Source organism: Serratia sp. AR11, assembly GCF_056376275.1.
The window spans coordinates 3,648,915-3,668,877 of the sequence record NZ_CM150739.1; the positions used below are offsets into that span (position 1 = coordinate 3,648,915).

General features: G+C 54.8%; 16 protein-coding genes. 9 read left to right on the top strand and 7 right to left on the bottom strand.

Annotation, left to right across the window (positions count from 1 at the left end):
* Positions 1-181: 181 nt before the first annotated feature.
* Positions 182-928 (top strand): S24 family peptidase, encoded by a 747-nt coding sequence (locus ACSOSI_RS17230; protein WP_012145927.1) that lies wholly within the window; start codon positions 182-184, stop codon positions 926-928.
* A gap of 42 nt (positions 929-970) precedes the next feature.
* On the opposite strand, the gene ACSOSI_RS17235 is transcribed toward ACSOSI_RS17230, so the two are convergent.
* The gene (locus tag ACSOSI_RS17235; protein ID WP_112364108.1) at positions 971-2,080 is read right to left on the bottom strand and encodes an SDR family oxidoreductase; all 1,110 of its coding nucleotides are present in this window, start codon (positions 2,078-2,080) and stop codon (positions 971-973) included.
* 257 nt (positions 2,081-2,337) lie between these two features.
* Here ACSOSI_RS17235 and ACSOSI_RS17240 point away from each other — a divergent pair, with 257 nt between their 5' ends.
* The 3 genes from ACSOSI_RS17240 (at position 2,338) to sbcB (ending at position 4,342) form a co-directional block, all read left to right on the top strand.
* A complete protein-coding gene (locus ACSOSI_RS17240) occupies positions 2,338-2,547 on the top strand; it encodes a hypothetical protein (protein WP_017893428.1) in 210 nt (69 codons plus the stop codon).
* Positions 2,548-2,623: 76 nt separating this feature from the next.
* Positions 2,624-2,815 (top strand): DNA polymerase III subunit theta, encoded by a 192-nt coding sequence (locus tag ACSOSI_RS17245; RefSeq protein ID WP_012145929.1) that lies wholly within the window; start codon positions 2,624-2,626, stop codon positions 2,813-2,815.
* A 99-nt stretch (positions 2,816-2,914) separates the two neighbouring features.
* Positions 2,915-4,342 carry an exodeoxyribonuclease I gene (gene sbcB, locus ACSOSI_RS17250; protein ID WP_012145930.1) on the top strand — a complete coding sequence of 476 codons (1,428 nt, stop codon included), beginning with the start codon at positions 2,915-2,917 and terminating at the stop codon, positions 4,340-4,342.
* A 55-nt stretch (positions 4,343-4,397) separates the two neighbouring features.
* On the opposite strand, the gene ACSOSI_RS17255 is transcribed toward sbcB, so the two are convergent.
* Together ACSOSI_RS17255 and ACSOSI_RS17260 are read right to left on the bottom strand one after the other, a co-directional pair.
* Positions 4,398-5,765 (bottom strand): APC family permease, encoded by a 1,368-nt coding sequence (locus ACSOSI_RS17255; protein WP_012145931.1) that lies wholly within the window; start codon positions 5,763-5,765, stop codon positions 4,398-4,400.
* Positions 5,766-6,298: 533 nt separating this feature from the next.
* Entirely contained in the window at positions 6,299-7,717 is a 1,419-nt protein-coding gene (locus tag ACSOSI_RS17260) for a glutamine synthetase family protein (protein WP_259190832.1), read from the bottom strand.
* A 394-nt stretch (positions 7,718-8,111) separates the two neighbouring features.
* On the opposite strand from ACSOSI_RS17260, the gene puuR reads away from it, so the two are divergent.
* From puuR to ACSOSI_RS17280, 4 genes are all read left to right on the top strand, one after another.
* On the top strand, positions 8,112-8,669 hold the full coding sequence (puuR, locus tag ACSOSI_RS17265; RefSeq protein ID WP_012145933.1) for an HTH-type transcriptional regulator PuuR: 558 nt from the start codon (positions 8,112-8,114) through the stop codon (positions 8,667-8,669).
* A gap of 207 nt (positions 8,670-8,876) precedes the next feature.
* A complete protein-coding gene (locus tag ACSOSI_RS17270; RefSeq protein WP_261421889.1) occupies positions 8,877-10,388 on the top strand; it encodes a sugar ABC transporter ATP-binding protein in 1,512 nt (503 codons plus the stop codon).
* A complete protein-coding gene (locus tag ACSOSI_RS17275; RefSeq protein WP_012145935.1) occupies positions 10,385-11,380 on the top strand; it encodes an ABC transporter permease in 996 nt (331 codons plus the stop codon). Before ACSOSI_RS17270 ends, ACSOSI_RS17275 begins: the two co-directional genes overlap by 4 nt.
* A gap of 261 nt (positions 11,381-11,641) precedes the next feature.
* On the top strand, positions 11,642-13,639 hold the full coding sequence (locus ACSOSI_RS17280) for a ligand-gated channel protein (RefSeq protein ID WP_012145936.1): 1,998 nt from the start codon (positions 11,642-11,644) through the stop codon (positions 13,637-13,639).
* 181 nt (positions 13,640-13,820) lie between these two features.
* On the opposite strand, the gene ACSOSI_RS17285 is transcribed toward ACSOSI_RS17280, so the two are convergent.
* Complete coding sequence (locus ACSOSI_RS17285; RefSeq protein ID WP_476705858.1) at positions 13,821-14,609, bottom strand: ABC transporter ATP-binding protein; 789 nt, start codon at positions 14,607-14,609, stop codon at positions 13,821-13,823.
* Complete coding sequence (locus ACSOSI_RS17290) at positions 14,606-15,688, bottom strand: FecCD family ABC transporter permease (RefSeq protein ID WP_012145938.1); 1,083 nt, start codon at positions 15,686-15,688, stop codon at positions 14,606-14,608. Before ACSOSI_RS17290 ends, ACSOSI_RS17285 begins: the two co-directional genes overlap by 4 nt.
* Before the next feature lie 358 nt (positions 15,689-16,046).
* On the opposite strand from ACSOSI_RS17290, the gene ACSOSI_RS17295 reads away from it, so the two are divergent.
* The gene (locus ACSOSI_RS17295; RefSeq protein WP_476705859.1) at positions 16,047-17,144 is read left to right on the top strand and encodes a GGDEF domain-containing protein; all 1,098 of its coding nucleotides are present in this window, start codon (positions 16,047-16,049) and stop codon (positions 17,142-17,144) included.
* A gap of 59 nt (positions 17,145-17,203) precedes the next feature.
* On the opposite strand, the gene ACSOSI_RS17300 is transcribed toward ACSOSI_RS17295, so the two are convergent.
* Together ACSOSI_RS17300 and yieE are read right to left on the bottom strand one after the other, a co-directional pair.
* Positions 17,204-18,685, bottom strand: coding sequence for an amino acid permease (locus tag ACSOSI_RS17300; RefSeq protein WP_012145940.1), 1,482 nt, complete (start codon positions 18,683-18,685; stop codon positions 17,204-17,206).
* Between the two features lie 197 nt (positions 18,686-18,882).
* Positions 18,883-19,758, bottom strand: coding sequence for a DNA-binding transcriptional regulator YeiE (yieE, locus tag ACSOSI_RS17305; protein ID WP_012145941.1), 876 nt, complete (start codon positions 19,756-19,758; stop codon positions 18,883-18,885).
* Positions 19,759-19,963: the final 205 nt, after the last annotated feature.

Consider the following 19,963-nt stretch of genomic DNA (forward strand, 5'->3'; position numbering starts at 1 on the left):
CTCGCGTGCCACAGCATTGCTGGATCCGTTCCGCTCAAACGGCCGCAACGTACAGCGACCCTACAATGTCTTTGCGGACCATGTCCACCCGTTCATGTTTAGCTAATTGCTAAAGTTAAAGCAAGAAATATTTAGTGAAAGCAATATTTACCTTTTTGCTAAAGAGTGCGATCATCCGACGATGGAAACCAAAGAAATAAGACGCAATAATTTGCGCGAGCTGATGGCCAGCTACGCCCGACAGGGTGTCAACCAGAACGAGTTTGCGCTGCTGGTAGAGTCCTCTTCGCCGACGCTGAGCCAAATCAGCGGTGAAAAGTCTTCCCGCAACCTGGGTGATAACCTCGCCAGGCGGATCGAGGCCAAACTGAACCTGCCCAAGGGCTGGTTTGACGTTTTCCATGAAAAACAGCTGGTGCGGCCGTTTGATAACGTAGCGGCAGAGTCGGATTTTCAACCCGCCCGCCTCAAGCCGGTGGTATGGGAAGACACCGAACAGGACAAGGAAGAGTTTGTGGAAATTCCCCTGCTGGATATTAATTTCTCGGCCGGCGATGGCTGTTATGAAATCGTCGATCGTGAAGAATTTTCGCTGATCTTCCGTCGCTACTATCTGCACAAGATGGGGGTAGCGGTGAATGCCGCACGCATCATCCGCATTTCCGGCTCCAGTATGGAACCGCGCCTGCAAGACGGTGATGTGGTAGGGATTAATACCGATGACACACGTATTCGCGAAGGTAAAACCTACGCTATTCGTCATGGCAATTTGCTGCGGGTAAAAGTGTTGATCGAACAGCCCGACGGCGGGGTCACTATTCGCTCCCTGAACCGGGAAGAGTACCAGGACGAACACCTGAGTTACCCGCAGCGCAAAGACCAACTGGTGGTGCTGGGCCGCGTTTTCTGGTCGTCTTCGTCCTGGTAATGAGGCGGATACAGTCAGGCGCCGCCAATCGGCACCGTGCTGTTATTTGAAATCTACCACCATTTGCTGCTGGATAGACAAACCGCGGGTCGACTGTACGCAACAGTCAATGTAGTCGGTAAAACGCGGGGGTTTCGGCATGCCCAGCTTAAGAATTTTATCGTTACTGAAACGCACGTTAAGCATGGCGAAGGATCCGTACAGGCGCATCGCCTTCAGCATCAGTCGTTCGTTACAAGGCCCGAAAATATCCTTCAGTTGTTTACGCATCTTCAGCAGCGCTTCGTAACTGACCTGCGCGTAATGATCGCCAAGCGGCGGTTTTTCCAGCGCGGCGGCAATGGCCCGGTCGATATCCGCAAAGCTGACGCTGCTCTCTTCACCGGCCGAGATATGATAAACGTCATTATCCAGCGTTTCGCTGTTCAACAGCATCACCAGCGCATCGGCACAGTAATCAACCGGGATCACGTCGATGTTGTCCTGCAGTGAACACATAAACTTGCGCAGCATCAGCGCCATGCTGAACACCCAAAAAATACTGCTGGAAGGCTGACAACCCAGGCGAGTATGCCCCACCACGATCGAAGGACGGGCAATCACCAGCGGCAGCTGCGGACAGCGTTGGCGCATTAGCTGCTCGATGGTCGATTTGGAGCGGGTGTATTCCACCAAATGCTCAGCGGTTTCTTCAAATTCACCGCTCTCTGCCACCAGAGAGCCAGGTTCCGGCGCACAGGACATTGCGGTACCCACGTGCAGGAAACGTTTTAATCCAGACACCTGCGCCATTCTCTCGGCAAAGGCCAGCGTACCTTCGACGTTCACCTTCCAAATAAGAGGGTTGTTGCCAAACGAGGCTACTGCGGCACAATTAATAACGTGCGTTACATTGTTAATTCGTGTGTCTGCCAAAAACTCAGCAGGCTCACCTAAATCGCCCAACAATATATTTTCTATCGTGATCTTTGAAAATAAATCAGCATCAATATTAAACTTTTCCATATTCAATCGAATACGTTCCAGTCCCTGCTGTGCATTTTCAGCCCGCACTAACAGAAGATAGTTAATAGACTGATTTTCTTTAATTAGTTTCTCGAGAACTGCACCACCGAGAAAGCCGGTAGCACCGGTTAACAGCAGAGTTTTCATAATACGTATCCACATTGGTATTGAATGCTGCTGATTGTATGTGGAAACAATTAAACGAATACTAAATAAAACTCAGTGGCATCTACTTATCTTTTCTTAATATTATCTTAAGGAATGTTCTGAAACATCACGAAGGTATTTGGTAACACATTAACCCAAAAACAAACCATAATAATGTGGCCGTTGACATTCCATTGAGAGAAACTCTGATTTAATTTCCTGGCAAATTCTATTACCTTTTCTCATCCGGAGTATTTATGAGCTATAACCAAAAAGTCTGGTTGGGCATCCTGGTGCTGTGCAGCGTTTTCTGGCTGGCGGTGATCGGCAGCGTTTTCTCGGCCCACAGGGCCTTCGAGCACGCTAATCTGCAAAACCGGCAGGAATTTACGGTCAGATACTCGCAACATGTTCAGGGTGCAGCGGCTCCAGGCCACGGCCTCCAGGCACAGTCGCCCACATCTTGAGGCTCCCCCCAGAATGGGGTAGGGACAAGCGCGGCTAACGATCCTATGATGCCCCAGGAATCACAGGGAGAATAATATGGGTCGAAAGCTGGATAGCTTACCGCAAGCAGAACGTGAAAAAATTGAAGTCGATTTACTGGCCCTCAGCGTCATTTACAACGAACGCTATGGCATTACCGTCAATGACGCCAGCAATGCCGAACAACAGGTGCCCGATTATTTACGCCCCTACTTTCATTTACGCCTGAACTACTATCGCGGTGCGTAATACAGCGCATTTCGGTGATTAACACTAACGACCGCTTGGCATCGTTCATCTCGCCGTTACAATAGGGGCATATTCCCTACGCACGCGAGAGATGCGATTTTGAGCAGCAAGGCACCGGCCACATTCTACATCCACGACTACGAGACCTTCGGCATAAGCCCATCGATGGACCGCCCGGCGCAGTTTGCCGGCGTGCGTACCGATATGGATTTCAATATTATCGAAGAGCCGCTGGTCATCTACTGCACCCCGGCCGATGACTACCTGCCCGATCCCGAAGCGGTGATGATCACCGGTATTACGCCGCAACTGGCACTGGCCAAGGGCGTTAACGAAGCCGAGTTTACGCGGCAAATTCATCAGGCATTCAGCGTGCCCGGCACCTGTATTCTGGGTTACAACAATATCCGCTTTGATGACGAAGTCAGTCGCAATATTTTCTACCGCAACTTCTACGATCCCTATGCTTACAGTTGGCAGAATGGCAACTCACGCTGGGATCTGCTCGACGTTATGCGTGCCTGTTATGCACTGCGCCCGGACGGCATCGTCTGGCCGGAGAACGAAGATGGCTTCCCCAGCTTCCGTCTGGAGCACCTGACCCGCGCCAACGGCGTCGAACATGAACATGCCCATGACGCCATGTCGGACGTTTACGCCACCATTGCCATGGCCAAACTGGTCAAGCAGGCGCAGCCACGGTTATTTGATTTCCTGTTGCAGCACCGCAACAAACATAAGCTGAACGCGCTGATCGACATCGCAGAAATGACGCCGTTGGTACACGTTTCCGGCATGTTCGGCGCGGCACGTGGCAACACCAGTTGGGTATCGCCGCTGGCCTGGCACCCGGACAACAAGAATGCGGTGATCATGTGCGATTTGGCCGGTGATATGACGCCATTGCTGACGCTGAGCGCCGACGAGCTGCGTGAACGGCTGTATACCCGCCGCGAGGATCTGGCCCCCGGCCAATCGCCGGTGCCGATCAAACTGGTACATATCAACAAATGTCCGGTGCTGGCACCGGCGAAAACCCTGTTGCCGGAAAACGCCGAGCGGCTGGGTATCGATCGTCAGGCCTGCCTGCAAAACCTGCAGCTGTTGCGCCAGCATCCGCAAGTGCGCGAAAAAGTGGTCGCACTGTTCGCCGATGCCGAGCCTTTCAAGGGTTCTGATGATGTCGATGCGCGGCTGTACGACGGTTTCTTCAGCGATGCCGATAAGGCAACGATGAAAATTATCCAGCAAACCAAGCCGCAGAACCTGCCGGCGCTGGATTTGACCTTCAACGATGGCCGTCTGAAAGAGCTGCTGTTCCGTTTCCGAGCCCGCAATTACCCCAATACGCTCGATGACACCGAGCAACGCCGCTGGTTACAGCATCGTCAGGAAGCCTTAAGCGCCGAGCGGGTGCAGAGCTATGTCCTGCAACTGGAGTCGCTGTATAACCTGCATGAAGGCGATCAAGAGAAGACCGCGCTGTTGAAAGCGCTGTTTGAATACGGCAAAGAGTTGGTCGGCTGACAAAAACAACAAAGGGCGCCCCAAGGCGCCCTTCTTAATACTTACTGAATAAAGCTTAGGCTACGTCTTCGCTAGCCTGTGGTACCGGCAGGCGGAAGCTGCGCGTGACAAAGGCCAGATAGATCAGGCCAATTGCTGCCCACACCAGGCCCAGCGTCATTGAGCTGGCTTCCAGATTCAGCCACAGCGCACCCACGGTCAGCGCACCCATAATTGGCAGGATCAGGTAGTTAAAGGTGTCTTTAACGGTACGGTTCAGCTTGTCGCGAATATAGAACTGCGAGATCACCGACAGGTTCACAAAGGTAAACGCCACCAGCGCACCGAAGTTAATCAGCGCCGTTGCGGTAACCAGATCAAACGAAACTGCAGACAACGCAATCACGCCGACCAGCAGCACGTTCAGTGCCGGGGTACGCCATTTCGGGTGCACATAACCGAAGAAACGCTCCGGGAATACGCCATCACGACCCATCACATACATCAGGCGCGAAACACCGGCGTGAGATGCCATGCCAGAAGCCAGCACGGTCACGCAGGAGAACACCAGGATCACCGACTGGAAGAACTTGCCGGCCACGTACAGCATGATTTCTGGCTGGGATGCATCGGGATCTTTAAAGCGTGAAATGTCCGGGAAGTACAACTGCACAAAGTAGGACACCACGATAAAGATGATACCGCCGATCAACGCCGTCAGGAAAATGGCTTTCGGGATCACGTTCTCTGCGTCTTTGGTTTCTTCAGACAGCGAACTGATGCCGTCAAAACCGAGGAACGAGAAGCACAGAATGGTCGCACCGGTAATCATCGGCACCACGTGCGCACCCTCAGACCAGAACGGACGGCTGCTGATCAGCGTACCGGCACCTTCACCATGTGAAATGCCGTTCACTACCAGGAACAGGAACACGATCATGATCGCCACCTGCACCACCACGATAATGGAGTTCAGGTTCGCCACCAGCTTGATGCCGCGCAGGTTGAACAGCGTCATCAGCGCGACCAGTGCCGCCACGAAGATCCACGAAGGCACACCCGGGAAAATGGCTTCCAGGTAAATCTTGGCCAACAGGATGTTGATCATCGGCATGAACAGGTAGTCCAGCAGCGACGACCAGCCCACCATAAAGCCGACGTGCGGGCTGATGGCTTTCTGGGCATAGGTATAGGCAGAACCGGCGGACGGGAATTTCCGTACCAGTTTGCCGTAGCTCAGTGCGGTAAACAGAACCGCCAGCAGAGCAAAGGCGTACGCAGTGGCGACGTGACCATCGGTCAGGCCGGATACGATGCCAAAGGTATCGAAGATGGTCATTGGCTGCAGATAAGCCAGCCCCATCATCACTACCGGAACTAAAGTCAGGGTTTTACGCAGCTGTGCGCGTTCAGCCGGAGCGGCATTGATGATGTTATCGGACATGACGCAGCCCCCCCTTACCTTCGGTCTTGCGGAGCGTAGACACGCCAAGACTTAAGGTTGCGGGGAAACTTCGCAACTTGCGACTGAATTCAAAAAGAAGGGGATTGGAAGCTGGATAACGAGTCAAGGCGGCCTTGGCTGCTCCATAATCGCTGCGACCGCAGCGGAAACCGGCGGGCACCGGTGCTAAAGTGAAAAATTGCCCCATCTTTCTTATCCTCATGAGTCACGACCATAAAGTTTTATTTGATCGCGCACGAAACTATTTATCTATCCGGATCGGTGTCCGGCCTCGCTTGGTGTATGAAACGCACAGTTTGTAAAACACAAATGCAAAAAAAATAACCGACGCGTTAAAACGTCGGCTATCTGCATTAAGGATATTTTGCACCAGAAACCCTCCTGATGACAAGATCAGGAAGGCCCGTTACACAAATTCTTTTCGCGATCGTTCGGAAAACAACCCTTACAGGTGAATTAATCCGCTATCGTTCTATCGCCTATCAAGTTAATGACGCACATTTTACGCCGCTTCAGGCATTTTTCAACATCCAGTCAATCTCGGTTTCCGTCACCAGTCGCTCAAACTGCATCAGTTCGTCCAGCTTGCAGGCGTGGTAAACGTGGGCAAAACGTTCGCCCAGATACTGCGTCAGTTCATGCTGGTGCTCAAACTCGTACAGGGCGTCGCTTTGACGGATCGGGAACGGCAGCCCTTCCTGCTCCAGCCCGTTGCCGGTCACCGGCTCAGGCAAGGGCAGTTCGTTGTCCAGGCCGTAAAGAATGCCTGACAGTATCGCCGCCACCACCAGATAAGGGTTGGCATCGGCACCCGCAACGCGGTATTCCACCCGATGATTTTCCGGTTCGCCACACGGGATGCGCAGTGCAACGGTGCGATTGTTGTGCCCCCAGGAGGCCTGGGTAGGCACATACATGCCCGGCTGGAAACGGCGAAAAGCGTTCACATTGGGCGCCAGCAGCGCCATGGAGGCCGGCATTAGGGTGATCATCCCGGCCAGCGCGCGGTGCAGCAAGGGTGAATCTTCGCCATCCGCTTGCGCGAACAGGTTGTTGCCGTTGCCGTCCAGCATGCTGATATGCACGTGCATGCCACTACCGGCGTATTCTTCATAGGGTTTGGCCATAAAAGTGGCGTGCAAATGATGATTTTCCGCCACCATCCGCACCAGTCGCTTTAACCCCAGCGCATGGTCACAGGCCAGCAACACGTTATCGGTATGCTGCAGATTCACCTCGAACTGGCCGGGGGACGCCTCCGCCACCGCACCGTCTGCCGGTAAGCCTTGCATCTGCGCCAGTGTGTCGATGTCGTTAAGCACTTCGGCAAAATGATTCAGGTTATCCAGCGAATAAACCTGGCTCTGCATGTTGCGCTCCTGGGTACCGGGCGCACAGGGGGGCTGCAAATACCCCTCAGAGTCTCGCTGCCTGTCAATGAGATAGAACTCCAACTCTACCGCTACCACCGGGAACATGCCGCGCTGGCGCAACGCCTGCCACACTCGATTCAGGACATTACGGGGTTCAACGTCAAAGGGAGTGCCATCTTCATCCAGCATGGTCAGTAATACCTGACCGATATTATCCGGGTCCGCCGCTGAGGGAGTCAGTGAACCCGACACCGGCATGCATACACGGTCCGGTTCACCCAGTTCCTGGCCCAGGCCCGCCTCTTCCACCACATTGCCCAAAATATCCATAGCGAATACCGAGGCGGGGAAGTAACAGCCTTTTTCCAATTTTTTCAGTCCGGAGACAGGGATGCGTTTACCGCGGAAGGAACCATTCAGATCAGTGAGAAGGATATCGATATACTGCGTTGAGGGGTGGCGTTCCAAATAATGAGCAACCTCACGTTGGAACGCGCTACTTCGCCTCTCTTCATTATGCTGTGCAAAATTTTCAACTGCTGCGATATTGGTTTGCATACATCACCCGCCATTATGCTCTGAGAACGCGTTCGCGTTCACCTGCCGATAGGTTCAACACATGGTCTGATTTCTCTGTAGACTGCGCCAGAACTGGCGCTCAAAATAACATCCATAATATGAAACATAGCCTTAACACAAATGGTTTGCAAATGTTACAATCCTGTTTGATTATTCGCCACCGACTGCTAAATTGATAAAATATTGACCGAAAAGGCGTTAACTGCTTTTTTGTGTGCAGAATTTCTTCCGCCAGAACGGGGGTGGTGATGGGCAATATATTTTCCAAATTGGTCGCAACTACCGATATCATGTTGTGTCGAAGCCACTCGAACAGGTACCTGACACCGATATTCATTTCAGCCTGTCGTCCCTACCAGAAGGAAGTCCCTCTATGAGCGAAGTCAGCTTGGCGCCGGGTAAGCGCCTGTCACAGATCCGTCTGCAATTGGGTTTGTCTCAGCGCCGGGTCGCCGAACTGTCCGGGTTAACCCACAGCGCAATCAGCACCATCGAGCAGGACAAGGTCAGTCCGGCCATCAGTACGCTGCAAAAGTTGCTGAAGGTCTATGGACTGTCGCTGTCTGCATTCTTTGCCGAGCCAGAGGCCGCCAATGAACCCAAAGTGGTGATCGAGGCCGAAGACCTGATCGAAATCGGCAGTCAGGGTGTCTCGATGAAGCTGGTACACAACGGCAACCCAACCCGCAATCTGGCAATGATGCTGGAAACCTACCAGCCCGGCACCACCACCGGAGAGAAAATCAAGCACCAGGGCGAGGAGATCGGTACCCTGCTGGAAGGCGAGATTATGCTGACCATCAACGGTCAGACTCACTGCCTGACCGCCGGTCAGAGCTATGCCATCAACACCGGCATTCCCCACAGTTTCAGCAATACCTCGGCGCGCGTCTGTCGCATCGTCAGCGCCCATACCCCGACGACCTTCTGATAAACCGGACCAGGGGATGGCGCTATCAGCGATTCCCTTTCCGCGGCATCCCGTTCAGTTTTGCCATCGCCTCTGAACGGGCGCCCTCATCGGCGAAAGATTATTTTCATCCTGGTTATGCCATTTAGTTTGTTGAGAAAAACAAAATCTGTGTTACAAAATACTCACTTTAGCCATCTAAACACCTAAACGTCTTTTAATCACACTATGCCAACCCATACGCCCTCACGCCTCGAGATGCGCAATATCTCGATCGCCTTTGCCGGCTTCAACGCACTGCAAAACGTCGACTTCACCCTGCAGGGCGGCTCTACCCATGCGCTGGTCGGCGCTAACGGTGCGGGTAAGTCCACGCTGATGGCGATACTTTCCGGCGCGCACAATCATTACCGCGGCGAGATCTTTATCGACGGGCAAAAAGTGGATATTCATTCGCCGCTGCAGGCGCGCCAATATGGGATCCATGTGGTTCAGCAGGAAGTGGATGTGGCGCTGATCCCCACGCTGTCGGTGGCGGAAAATATCATGCTCGACTGGCTAAATGAGCCGGGGCATTTGCTGAACTGGGCGCAACTGTACCGCCAGGCGGCGCAGTTACTGGCCCAGTTGGATCTAACCATTAACCTGCGTCAGCGATTGACAGAGTGCACGCTGGCGGAAAAACAGCAGGTGCTGCTGGCGCGTGCGTTGTCCCACCGCTGCCGTTTCCTGGTGCTCGATGAACCTACCGCCCCGCTCGATCGCGCCGAAAGCGAACGGCTGTTTCGCGTGGTACGCCGCCTTAAGTCCGAAGGTATTGGCGTGGTGTTTATTTCACACCGCATTCATGAACTGAGCGAAATTTGCGACCGCCTGACGGTGCTGCGGGATGGTCGCCACGTCAGCGAAGACGCCATGCAGGGACTGAGCGGTGAGCAGATAGTCGAGAAAATGCTCGGTCATCAATTGAATGATATCTTCCCGCCGCCGCGCCCACCGCACGGTTCCCGCCCGCTGCTGCAGGTGGAGGGTCTGAACGATCGTCACAAACTGCGCGACGTCAGCCTGCGGCTGTATCAGGGGGAAATCCTCGGCATTGCCGGACTGGCCGGGGCAGGCAAAACCGAACTGTGCAAGGCGCTGTTTGGCGCCACGCCGGCACGGGTTGAACAAGGCGAACTGCTGGGTAAACCCTGGGCCCCGCGTGCGCCGCACCTTAGCGTCGAACAAGGGCTGGCACTGGTGCCGGAAGAGCGGCGTAAAGAAGGCATTTTTATTGATGAAGCCATCCCGATGAATCTGAGCGTCAGCGCCGACGATAGCTTCTCACGCTGGAGCCTGTTCAGCCGTCGTCAGGAACTGCGCTGGGCGCGGGATATCATGCAGCGCCTGAATATTCGCGCCTCCGGTCCACAGCAGCGACTGGCCAGGCTTTCCGGCGGCAACCAGCAAAAAGTGGCCATTGGCAAATGGTTACGTGGCGACGCCAAAGTGCTGATTTTCGATGAACCCACCAAGGGCGTGGATATCAAGGCCAAACAGGAATTATTCACCCTGATCGACGGGCTGGCCCGCGACGGCAAAGGCATTATCTATGCTTCCGGCGAGTTTTCGGAGCTGGTCGGTTTATGCGATCGCATCTGCGTGCTGTGGGATGGCCGGGTAGTGGCGGAACTTGACGCCGCCGAGATTGATGAAGAAACCCTATTACTGTATTCCACCGGAGGAACCCCAGCGTGAGTAAAGAATTATCCCTGCAGAATGCGCAACCCTGGCGCCATCAGCTGTTTGAGTTTCTCTACAAGTGGGGGATGTTACTCACCGTTGTTGCGCTGATAGCCCTGTTCGGGCTGGCGTCGGACAACTTTCTCGATCCCAACAACATCATCAATATCCTACGCTCGATAGCCATCGTCACGGTGATCGCCATCGGGGTCTCCATCTCACTGTCGGTCGGCGGATTTGACCTTTCCGTCGGTTCTACCGCGTCACTGGCCAACGCCCTGGTGGTTTCGCTGTTTGTCTGGTATGGCTTCGGCACTACCGGCGCGATTGTGCTGACGTTGCTGATTTGCACGCTGGTCGGTCTGTTCAACGCTTTCCTGATCGTGGTGCTGAAAATTCCCGATATGCTGGCAACCCTGGCCAGCCTGTTTGTGATCCAGGGCGTGGCGATGACCTACAGCTACGGCGGATCTATCACCCAAAATATGCTGCTGCCGAACGGTGACATGGCAGAAGGCCTGATCCCAGAGATTTTCTCGTCTTTGGGCCAGGTACCGGTGATCGTGCTGATTATGCTGGCGGTCACCGTTGTGGTGCAGCTGTTTCTGTCGCTGACCAAGCATGGTCGCCGTATGTACGCCATCGGCGGTAATCCGGAAGCGGCACGCCTGTCGGGCATTCGCACCGTACGTTACAGGGTTGCTGCCTATGTCATTTCTGCCCTGCTGGCCTCGCTTGGCGGCATACTGCTGGCGTCACGTATTGGTTCGTCGCAGGTCAATGCCGGTGGCGGTTATCTGATGGATGCGGTCGCCGCCGCCTACATTGGTTTTTCGCTGGCCGGCTCCGGCAAACCGAACGCGCTCGGCACGCTGGTCGGTGCGGTGATCCTCGGCGTACTGCAAAACGGCCTGGTAATGCTCTCCGTCCCCTACTACGCGATGGACATTATCAAAGGCCTGGTGCTGGCCCTGGCACTGGCGATCACCTACATCCAGAAACGTTGATTCTCCCCGGCGCACGCCCTGCTGCGCCGGTTTTCCCCTCAATTCATCACTTCATACGTTAGTTCCCCTTTCCTTTTATAAGCATACAAATGATACGAATTATCATTTGCGTTTACATTTTGTTTGAAATCCTTACAATGGCCTGACGAAATACTGCCGGAACGACGAATCTCGCAACGACGAGACTCCGTTTCTACTTATTATTCAAAACGTTAAAGCGACACTTTGTCGATTTACATCAGACCAGGAAAGGTTTGCCTCATGGAAAAGCCACGTTATAACCAGCTCACCGCACTGATTATTGCCTCACTCGGCAGCGCCGGCGCGTTCGCCGCACCACAGAATGACGCTCAGGACACCATGGTGGTGACCGCCTCCGGTTTCCAGCAAAAAATCCAGGACTCCCCCGCCTCTATCTCGGTGATCCCGCGCCAACAGATTGAAGACAAAGCCTACCGCGACATTACCGACGCGTTGAAAGACGTACCGGGCGTGGTGGTAACCGGCGGGGCCAGCAACAGCGATATCAGCATCCGCGGCATGTCCTCTAAATACACCCTGATTCTGGTCGATGGCAAACGCGTGGACACCCGTGGCACCCGCCCGAACAGCGATAACTCGGGTATTGAGCAGGGCTGGCTGCCGCCGCTGGAAGCCATTGAGCGCATTGAAGTGGTGCGCGGCCCGATGTCTTCGCTGTACGGTTCTGACGCCATGGGCGGCGTGATCAACGTGATCACCCGCAAAACCTCCAATACCCAGGGCTGGAAAGGTTCATTGCACGGCGATGCCACCTTCCAGGAGAACAGCAACTCCGGCGATCTGTTCCAGACTAACGCCTACGCTTCCGGTCCGCTGATTGAAGGCCTGCTGGGTCTGCGGGTCAATGGCCTGCTGTCCCGCCGCGCCGAGGACCAAATCCTCAATGGCTACAGCGAGCAGCGCATGCGCAGCGGCACCGCGGTATTCAACCTGACGCCAAACGAACAGAACGATTTTGATTTCGAAATTGGCCGCTCTTTGCAGGATCGTGACAGTACGCCGGGCAAATCCATGGCGACTGAAAACTGCCGTAACAATAAATGCACGGCTAACAGCGCCAGCGACAGCCTCTACACCCGGACCAACTACGCCGTAACCCATAACGGTTATTACGACTTCGGCAATACCACCAGCTACATTCAGCGCGAAGAAACTAATAACCCGGGCCGCGACATGAAGATGTACAACACTATCTTCAATACGCAAACCCAGTTTGACCTCGGCGACCATATGCTGAATCTCGGCGGCCAGTACCGTTACGAAAAATTGAGCGACGGTGGCAATCAGTTGGCAGCAGCGGATGGGTTGAACAAACTGACGCGCTGGAGCTGGGCGCTGTTTGCCGAAGACGAATGGGCGATGACCAACGATTTCAGCCTGACCAGCGGCATCCGTATGGATCAGGACCAGAACTACGGCAACCACTGGACACCGCGCATGTACGGCGTCTGGCACCTGGCCGAGCAATGGACGCTGAAAGGCGGCGTTTCTGCCGGTTACCGTTCACCGGATCTGCGTCAATCCTCAGCCAATTGGGGGCAAATCACCGGCGGTGGCCGCACTTCAATCATCATCGGCAATCCGGACCTGCAGCCAGAAAAAAGCCTGAGCGAAGAGATCGGGGTGATGTGGGATAACCAGCAAAACCTGAACGCCGGCGTTACCCTGTTTAACACCGACTTCAAAGATAAAATTACCGAAGTGCGCCGCTGCGACAGCGGCGACGGCGACGCGCAATGCATGATCGGCGACACGCCTTATTACTTTATCAGCGACCGTACTAACGTCGATAAAGCCAATATGCGTGGCGTAGAGGCCACCTTTGGCTGGCAAATCAGCAAAGACTGGAAGTGGAACACCAACTACACCTATACCTCATCAGAGCAAAAAAGTGGGGATTTCCAGGGCAAACCACTGAACCAGATGCCGAAGCATATGGTTAACAGCGTGCTGGACTGGCAGGCAACTCACGATGTCAGCCTGTGGTCCCGCGTTAACTTCCGCAGTAAGACATCGGACTACATGAGCCGAGCATCAATGGCCAAGAGCACGCCGTCTTACACCTTTGTTGACGCTGGCCTTAGCTACCAGGCGAATAAAAACCTGCAGGTTACCGGTGGGGTTTACAACATCCTCGATAAAACCGTCGATTACGATAACTACAATACCGTGTTGGATGGCCGTCGTTACACCGTCGGCATGACCTACAACTTCTGATGCGATAAAAAAGGCCCCGAGATCGGGTAATGCCGGTCAGTTAAGTACAGTTCTGAATATGAATGTACGACGTTGTTTAAGTGGGCGTCCCCCTCTCCCGAGGGAGAGGGCCGGGGTGAGGGGCTTTCGCGTAAGTATGTATCCCCTCACCCTACCCCTCTCCCAAAGGAGAGGGAACAATTCAAACCACCGGCTGGTTCACCAATCCGTCGATCAACACCTGCGGGGTGCCCTGCGAACAACGCTCAATACGTCCGCGAACGCCATAAACCCGCGCCAAACTCTGCGGCGTGATCACCTCTTCCGGCGCACCGTCGGCAATCAATTCACCGTCCTGCAGCATCAACACATGGTCGCCATGGCGCAGGGCTATATTGATGTCATGCACCACCACCACTGTGATGATATTGCGTTTACGCGTCTCTTTGCGCACCAAATCCATCACGTGGAACTGGTAGTTAAGATCGAGCGCGCTCAGCGGTTCATCCAGCAACAGCAGTGAAGGCTGACGGATCAGTGATTGCGCCAGGCCAACCAGCTGTTTCTGGCCGCCGGAAAGCTGGTCGAGGTAGCTCAGCGCCAAATGTGCGATGCCAAGCTGCTGCAGCAATGCCATAACCTCCGACTCACTGCCGGCGTTGCTGCGGCCGCCCGAGGCGCGTTGCACCACGATGATCGACTCCAGCACGTGCAAATGCACTCCGGCAGGCAACGATTGCGGCAAATACACCACTTTCTCGGCCCGACGGGCAAAGGGCATCTGCATCAGATCGATATCATCGAGCCACAGTTGCCCCTGCGCCGGGTTCAGCCCGGCCAGCGAGCGCAGCAGCGTCGACTTGCCGCTGCCGTTCGGCCCCAGCAGCACGGTGATTTGGCCACGTGGCAACATTGGCACCGCCAAATTGCCGATCACCTGACGCTTCGGATAACCGGCGGAGAAATGCTCGATACGCAATCCCTGGCTCATACATTCCCCCGATGACGCAGAATAATACTCAGGAAGAACGGCACCCCCACCAGCGAAGTGACGATACCGACCGGAATGATGATCCCCGGGATCAGGTTTTTCGAGGCCACTGAGGCCATCGACAGCACCAGTGCGCCAATCAACGCACTGGCCGGCAGATAGAAACGATGATCTTCACCGAAAATCATACGGGCGATATGTGGCGCTACCAGGCCGATAAAACCAATAGGGCCAACAAATGCCACCGCCAATGCGGAAAGAATACTGATACGCAGCAAGGTGGTCAGGCGCAGGCGGCGCACGTCGATGCCGAAGCTCACCGCCCGATCCTCACCCAGACGCAGCGCGGTCAACTTCCACGAGCTCATCATCGACAACGGCAGCAGCACGGCAAATACGCCGAGCAGGATGCCCAGTTTGTCCCAGGAGGCGCGGGCCAGACTACCCATCGTCCAGAACACCAGCCCCTGCAGCGTATCTTCGCTGGCAATAAACTGCATCATGGAGACCAGCGCGTTAAAGGTGAACACCAGCGCAATCCCGAACAGCACCACCCCAGAGGTGGCAACCCTCGTCCAGCGTGTAATGCCGTCCAGCATCAATGCGGCAAACAAGGCGAAAATAAACGCATTGGCGGAAATAAACCACTGGTCAGGAATGCCCGGCACGCCAATCCCCAGCACAATGGCCAGTGCCGCGCCGAAAGCGGCGGCAGAAGAAACCCCGAGGGTAAAGGGACTGGCAAGCGGGTTATTCAGGATGGTTTGCATTTCTGCCCCGGCCAGGCCAAGCGCAAACCCCACCACCACGGCCATCAAGGCATAAGGCAAACGGATATCCCAGACAATCACCCGCGTACCGGCATCTGCAGCCGCAGGATCAATCAGCGTTTGCCACAGAGAGGACAGCGAAAGTCCGGATGGCCCCAGGGTAAAATCCAGCAGCAGCGAACCCAAAATTGCCAATGCCAACACCCCCATCATCAATAAACGGTGGCGGAGAATATGGTGATAACGCCCCATAACGTTGACGTCGGGTTGCCCCTTGGCGTCAGACAGAGGATCGGTGGATACGCTCATTATTTCGGATACCTGTTACGACAATGACCATGGCGGCGCGCCAGACGGCCGCTTGAACGGGATAAGCAGCCGATAACAATAAAGCAAACGATAATACTTATCAATCATACCAATAGCTATTACCTGCCATGTTAATGTGTAACGCTTTATTTTATAAGACTATTAGCCAATCAGGTCCGACAAGCTTCCGATGGCGTACAGGGTTAATAATTCCGAAAGTTTGGCCGCCCCGCGCCCGACTATGACAAATTGCAACAAAACCACATAGAATCCAAAGCCAGACCGGCAAAGGGTGTACCAGGCACCTTATGCCGGATATTTAGGGCCCGTTAGCGGGCCCTTTACTAAAGAGGCCGCCATGAGAAGTCGCTCCCCAACGTTAACGCCTAAAAAACCTGCGCTACTGAATTGGCTGCTACAAAGTTCGCATCAGGCTGATAACGCCCAATTTCAGCGCCAAATGCGGCTTACGCTGGTGCCATCCCCCGCCACTCCCTGGCTGAATGCCGCCGGTGTGGCACTGCTGCTGCTGGCGTATGGCTGGCTGAGCAACCTGGCGATCGCGGCTGCACTGCTGGCATTGCTGGCATTACTGACCGCCGGGCGCTGGTGGCTGGCGCGCGTCACTCCCCCTATCAGGCCAACAGCCATGCTGGTGACGGTACTGCTGTGGTGTGCACTGGTGGGCGCAATTGCACTGCTGGCGATGCTTTCAGGCCGTATGCTACTGATCCTGTCCGCCGGCCTGTTGATCACCGCGCTGGCATTCTGGCTGATGCAGCGTCATGCCGCCGCCCCGCGTTTTGCCCTGCTGGAAATTATGCTGCTGACCCTGCCCTATCTGTTGGCCGCACCGCTGTCACGCGTACAAAATCTGTTTTTACTGGCGGATATCATCCCGCTGTGGCTGCTGCTGGCCCATGGGTTGATCGCGTTTTACCATCAACAGGTGGCGCAACAGGTCACTTTAACCGCGGAAAAACAACAGGCGGCCCATCGAGACCATTTAACCGGCTTTCTTAACCGTGCAGGCGGGGAAGCGGTAATGCAGGATATTTGTCGCCCCTCCTCGACACAGCATCCCCTTTCACACCTGTTTATTATTGAATTTACGCCACTGGCGGCGCTCTACCAGAGCCACGGGGTGTTGATCGGCGATGACGTGTTACGCACCATCGGCGAGCGCCTGAAAATGCTGGTGCGCCCGAGTGATTTTGTCTGCCGCTATAGCGGTGGTCAGTTTCTGATCCTGGTGCACGGCCTGCCTTACGGTTCCGAAGGCGAATTTTTGGCGCGTATCGTTCCACCGTTGGAGGTGCCTTACGACTTTGGCGCATTCGGTGAGGTGACGTTGCGGTTGAATACCGGAGTACTGGCGTTAACCCAGGATTATAAAACGGTAGCAAGCCTGATGACGGCGGCGCAGCAAGCGCTGGGGATAAAAGGAAAGGATTAGTTTCAGGCTGCAGCCAAAGGGTCAGCTGCAGCCTGAAATTTAACGGGTATAGACAGGGATTACTTCACGTCCATTTTCGGGAATTCCATTTCGCTGTACTTCACGACACGGGTGCCGCGCGTCAGCTTGTAGCCGAACCAGATAATCAGGAACAGCGGCAGACCGATATAAGTTGCGGTCACGCCGTACCAATCGATGCGGTCTTGCAGGAACGCCTGATAGTTCTGCCCCAGCGTGATAATCAGGCACAGGACAAACGCAAAGATCGGGCCCAGCGGGAAGAAACCGGAACGGTAAGGTAAATCGTTCAGATCACGCCCCTGGATCATATAGCCGCGACGGAAACGGTAATGACTGATGGCAATCCCCAACCAGGCGATAAAGCCGGTCATCCCCGAGGTGTTCAGCAGCCACAGATAAACCGACTGGTTGCCGAACATTGAGCTGAGGAAGCACAGGCCCGCCACCACGGTAGTGGCGTACAGCGCGTTGCGTGGCACCCCACCCTTCGACAGTTTGGCGAAAATACGCGGCGCTTTGCCTTCCGATGCCAGAGTAAACAGCATGCGGGTGGATGCGTACATTCCAGAGTTACCGGCGGACAACACCGCCGTCAGGATCACCGCATTCATCACCGCCGCCGCCGACAGCAGGCCGGCGTGCTGGAAGACCAGCGTGAACGGGCTGACGCTGATGTCTTTCACATCGTTACGCAGCAGGCTCGGATCGGTATAAGGAATGATCAGGCTGATAATCAAAATGGCGAAGATATAGAACAGCAGGATACGCCAGAACACCTGACGCACAGCGCGCGGGATGTTTTTGCCCGGGTTTTCCGACTCGCCGGCCGCGATGCCGATAAGCTCGGTCCCCTGGAACGAGAAGCCGACTATCATCGCCACGCCTATCATCGCCGAGAAGCCCCCGGCAAACGGCGCATCGCCAATAGTCCAGTTCTGCCAGCCCGCGTGCTCGCCCCCCTTGAGGATGCCGAAGATCATCAGCACGCCGATACCGATAAAGATAATGACGGTGGTCACTTTGATCAGCGAGAACCAGTATTCCGCTTCACCGAAGCCTTTGACCGAGATGTAGTTCAACAGGAACATCAGGCCAAGGAACAGTGCGCTCCAGATCCAGCCCGGCGTATCCGGGAACCAATAGGTCATCACCAGCTGCGAGGCCACCAGGTCAACGGCGATGGTCACCGCCCAGTTGTACCAGTAGTTCCAGCCCAGCGCGAAACCAAAGCCTTCTTCTACGTATTTGGCACCGTAGGTGGAGAAAGAGCCGGACACCGGCATAAAGGCTGCCAATTCGCCCAGGCTGGTCATCAGGAAGTAAACCATCAGTCCGATCAGCGCGTAAGACAGCAGTGCCCCGCCCGGACCGGCCTGAGAAACCGTAGCGCCAGAGGCGACAAACAGACCGGTGCCGATAGAGCCACCAATAGCAATCATGGTTAAGTGCCGAGCTTTCAGCTCGCGGCGTAATCCGGGCACTGCTTGCTCCGATGTTGTTTTTATATCCTGCTGAGCCATTCTTACCCTATCTGCTGGTCAAAAAAAATGAGGGCGGATTGTAACAAATACCCGCCGGCGAACTAATAACATTCCACTGATATAAGATAGCTTCATAATTCAGGGCTAATTATTAGCGACAGGCCAGAATACCTTACTTACTGTCATTAATGTGACAGGGAGCAGCTTTTTATGCTTTTTTACTGCTTTCGGAGACGCTATTGAGGCTGAAACCCACAGTATCCGAGAAAACGCTGCAGCGCGTTGGAGATATGCTTTTGCCGGTGATGGATCAGATAAAGGGTGCGCATCAACGGCGGTAACGGGATATTCAGCTCCACCAGCACGCCACTGGCCAACTGTTCGCCAATCACACGCCGCGACAGACAACTGATCCCCATGCCGTGGCGAACCGCATGTTTGATCGCTTCCGAATTACCCAGTTCCATCACCAGTTGGAAGTGCGGCAAGTGCGCCAGCAGCAGATGATGCAGCACCTCGCGCGTCCCCGAGCCACCCTCACGCAGGATCCAGGGGGCTGTGGCCAGCATTTCCAGGGTCAGCGGTTGCCCGGCCAACGGGTTGTCCGGCGCGGCAAATACCACCAATTCATCTTCCAGCCACGGCAGAGTGATCAGTTCCGGCATATGGCAAGGGCCTTCAATCAGTCCCAGATCGACACGGAAATCCGCCACAGCGCCGATCACGTCCTGGCTGTTGCCGACGTTCAGTTCCAACGGTGAAGCGGGGAAATCATGCCGATAATGGGCGATCATCTCCGGCAGCATATAGTTACCGATGGTGCTGCTGGCACTGATGCGCAATGCACCGCCGTCATGGCGGAACAGTTGTTCAATCTCCCCTGCCTGCTCCAGCAGTGCCAGCGCCTTCGGGTACAGCAACCTGCCATGTTCATTAATGACCAAACGCTTGCCCACGCGGTCAAACAACTGCACGCCCAATTGCCCTTCCAGATCGGCCAGCGCGGCGCTGACCGCCGACTGTGATAACGCCAGAACTACCGAAGCCTGCGTGGTCGAACCGCTCTTAAGCACTTCGGTAAACACTTCCAATTGACGTAAGGTGATATGCATAGCGTCTCGGTTTTAAGCAAAGGTGACATCGAAAAAAGTCACTGAAATTAATGCAAAATCTGCGCTGCTGACCGGCAACAACGCACAGGGTGAATACTATTAATGGTACCACGTTTGCAGAAATCAGCATGAAAGCCGCCCGTGTCGATTAACCACTTATTCAGATAGGTTATAACCATATAATCAATTTCTCTTTTATGCAGCC

Coding starts and splice junctions, on each gene's coding strand:
- ACSOSI_RS17230 (WP_012145927.1), top strand. CDS start 182: ATGGAAACCAAAGAAATAAGACGCAATAATTTGCGCGAGCTGATGGCC.
- ACSOSI_RS17235 (WP_112364108.1), bottom strand. CDS start 2,080: ATGAAAACTCTGCTGTTAACCGGTGCTACCGGCTTTCTCGGTGGTGCA.
- ACSOSI_RS17240 (WP_017893428.1), top strand. CDS start 2,338: ATGAGCTATAACCAAAAAGTCTGGTTGGGCATCCTGGTGCTGTGCAGC.
- ACSOSI_RS17245 (WP_012145929.1), top strand. CDS start 2,624: ATGGGTCGAAAGCTGGATAGCTTACCGCAAGCAGAACGTGAAAAAATT.
- ACSOSI_RS17255 (WP_012145931.1), bottom strand. CDS start 5,765: ATGTCCGATAACATCATCAATGCCGCTCCGGCTGAACGCGCACAGCTG.
- ACSOSI_RS17260 (WP_259190832.1), bottom strand. CDS start 7,717: ATGCAAACCAATATCGCAGCAGTTGAAAATTTTGCACAGCATAATGAA.
- puuR (WP_012145933.1), top strand. CDS start 8,112: ATGAGCGAAGTCAGCTTGGCGCCGGGTAAGCGCCTGTCACAGATCCGT.
- ACSOSI_RS17270 (WP_261421889.1), top strand. CDS start 8,877: ATGCCAACCCATACGCCCTCACGCCTCGAGATGCGCAATATCTCGATC.
- ACSOSI_RS17280 (WP_012145936.1), top strand. CDS start 11,642: ATGGAAAAGCCACGTTATAACCAGCTCACCGCACTGATTATTGCCTCA.
- ACSOSI_RS17285 (WP_476705858.1), bottom strand. CDS start 14,609: ATGAGCCAGGGATTGCGTATCGAGCATTTCTCCGCCGGTTATCCGAAG.
- ACSOSI_RS17290 (WP_012145938.1), bottom strand. CDS start 15,688: ATGAGCGTATCCACCGATCCTCTGTCTGACGCCAAGGGGCAACCCGAC.
- ACSOSI_RS17295 (WP_476705859.1), top strand. CDS start 16,047: ATGAGAAGTCGCTCCCCAACGTTAACGCCTAAAAAACCTGCGCTACTG.
- ACSOSI_RS17300 (WP_012145940.1), bottom strand. CDS start 18,685: ATGGCTCAGCAGGATATAAAAACAACATCGGAGCAAGCAGTGCCCGGA.
- yieE (WP_012145941.1), bottom strand. CDS start 19,758: ATGCATATCACCTTACGTCAATTGGAAGTGTTTACCGAAGTGCTTAAG.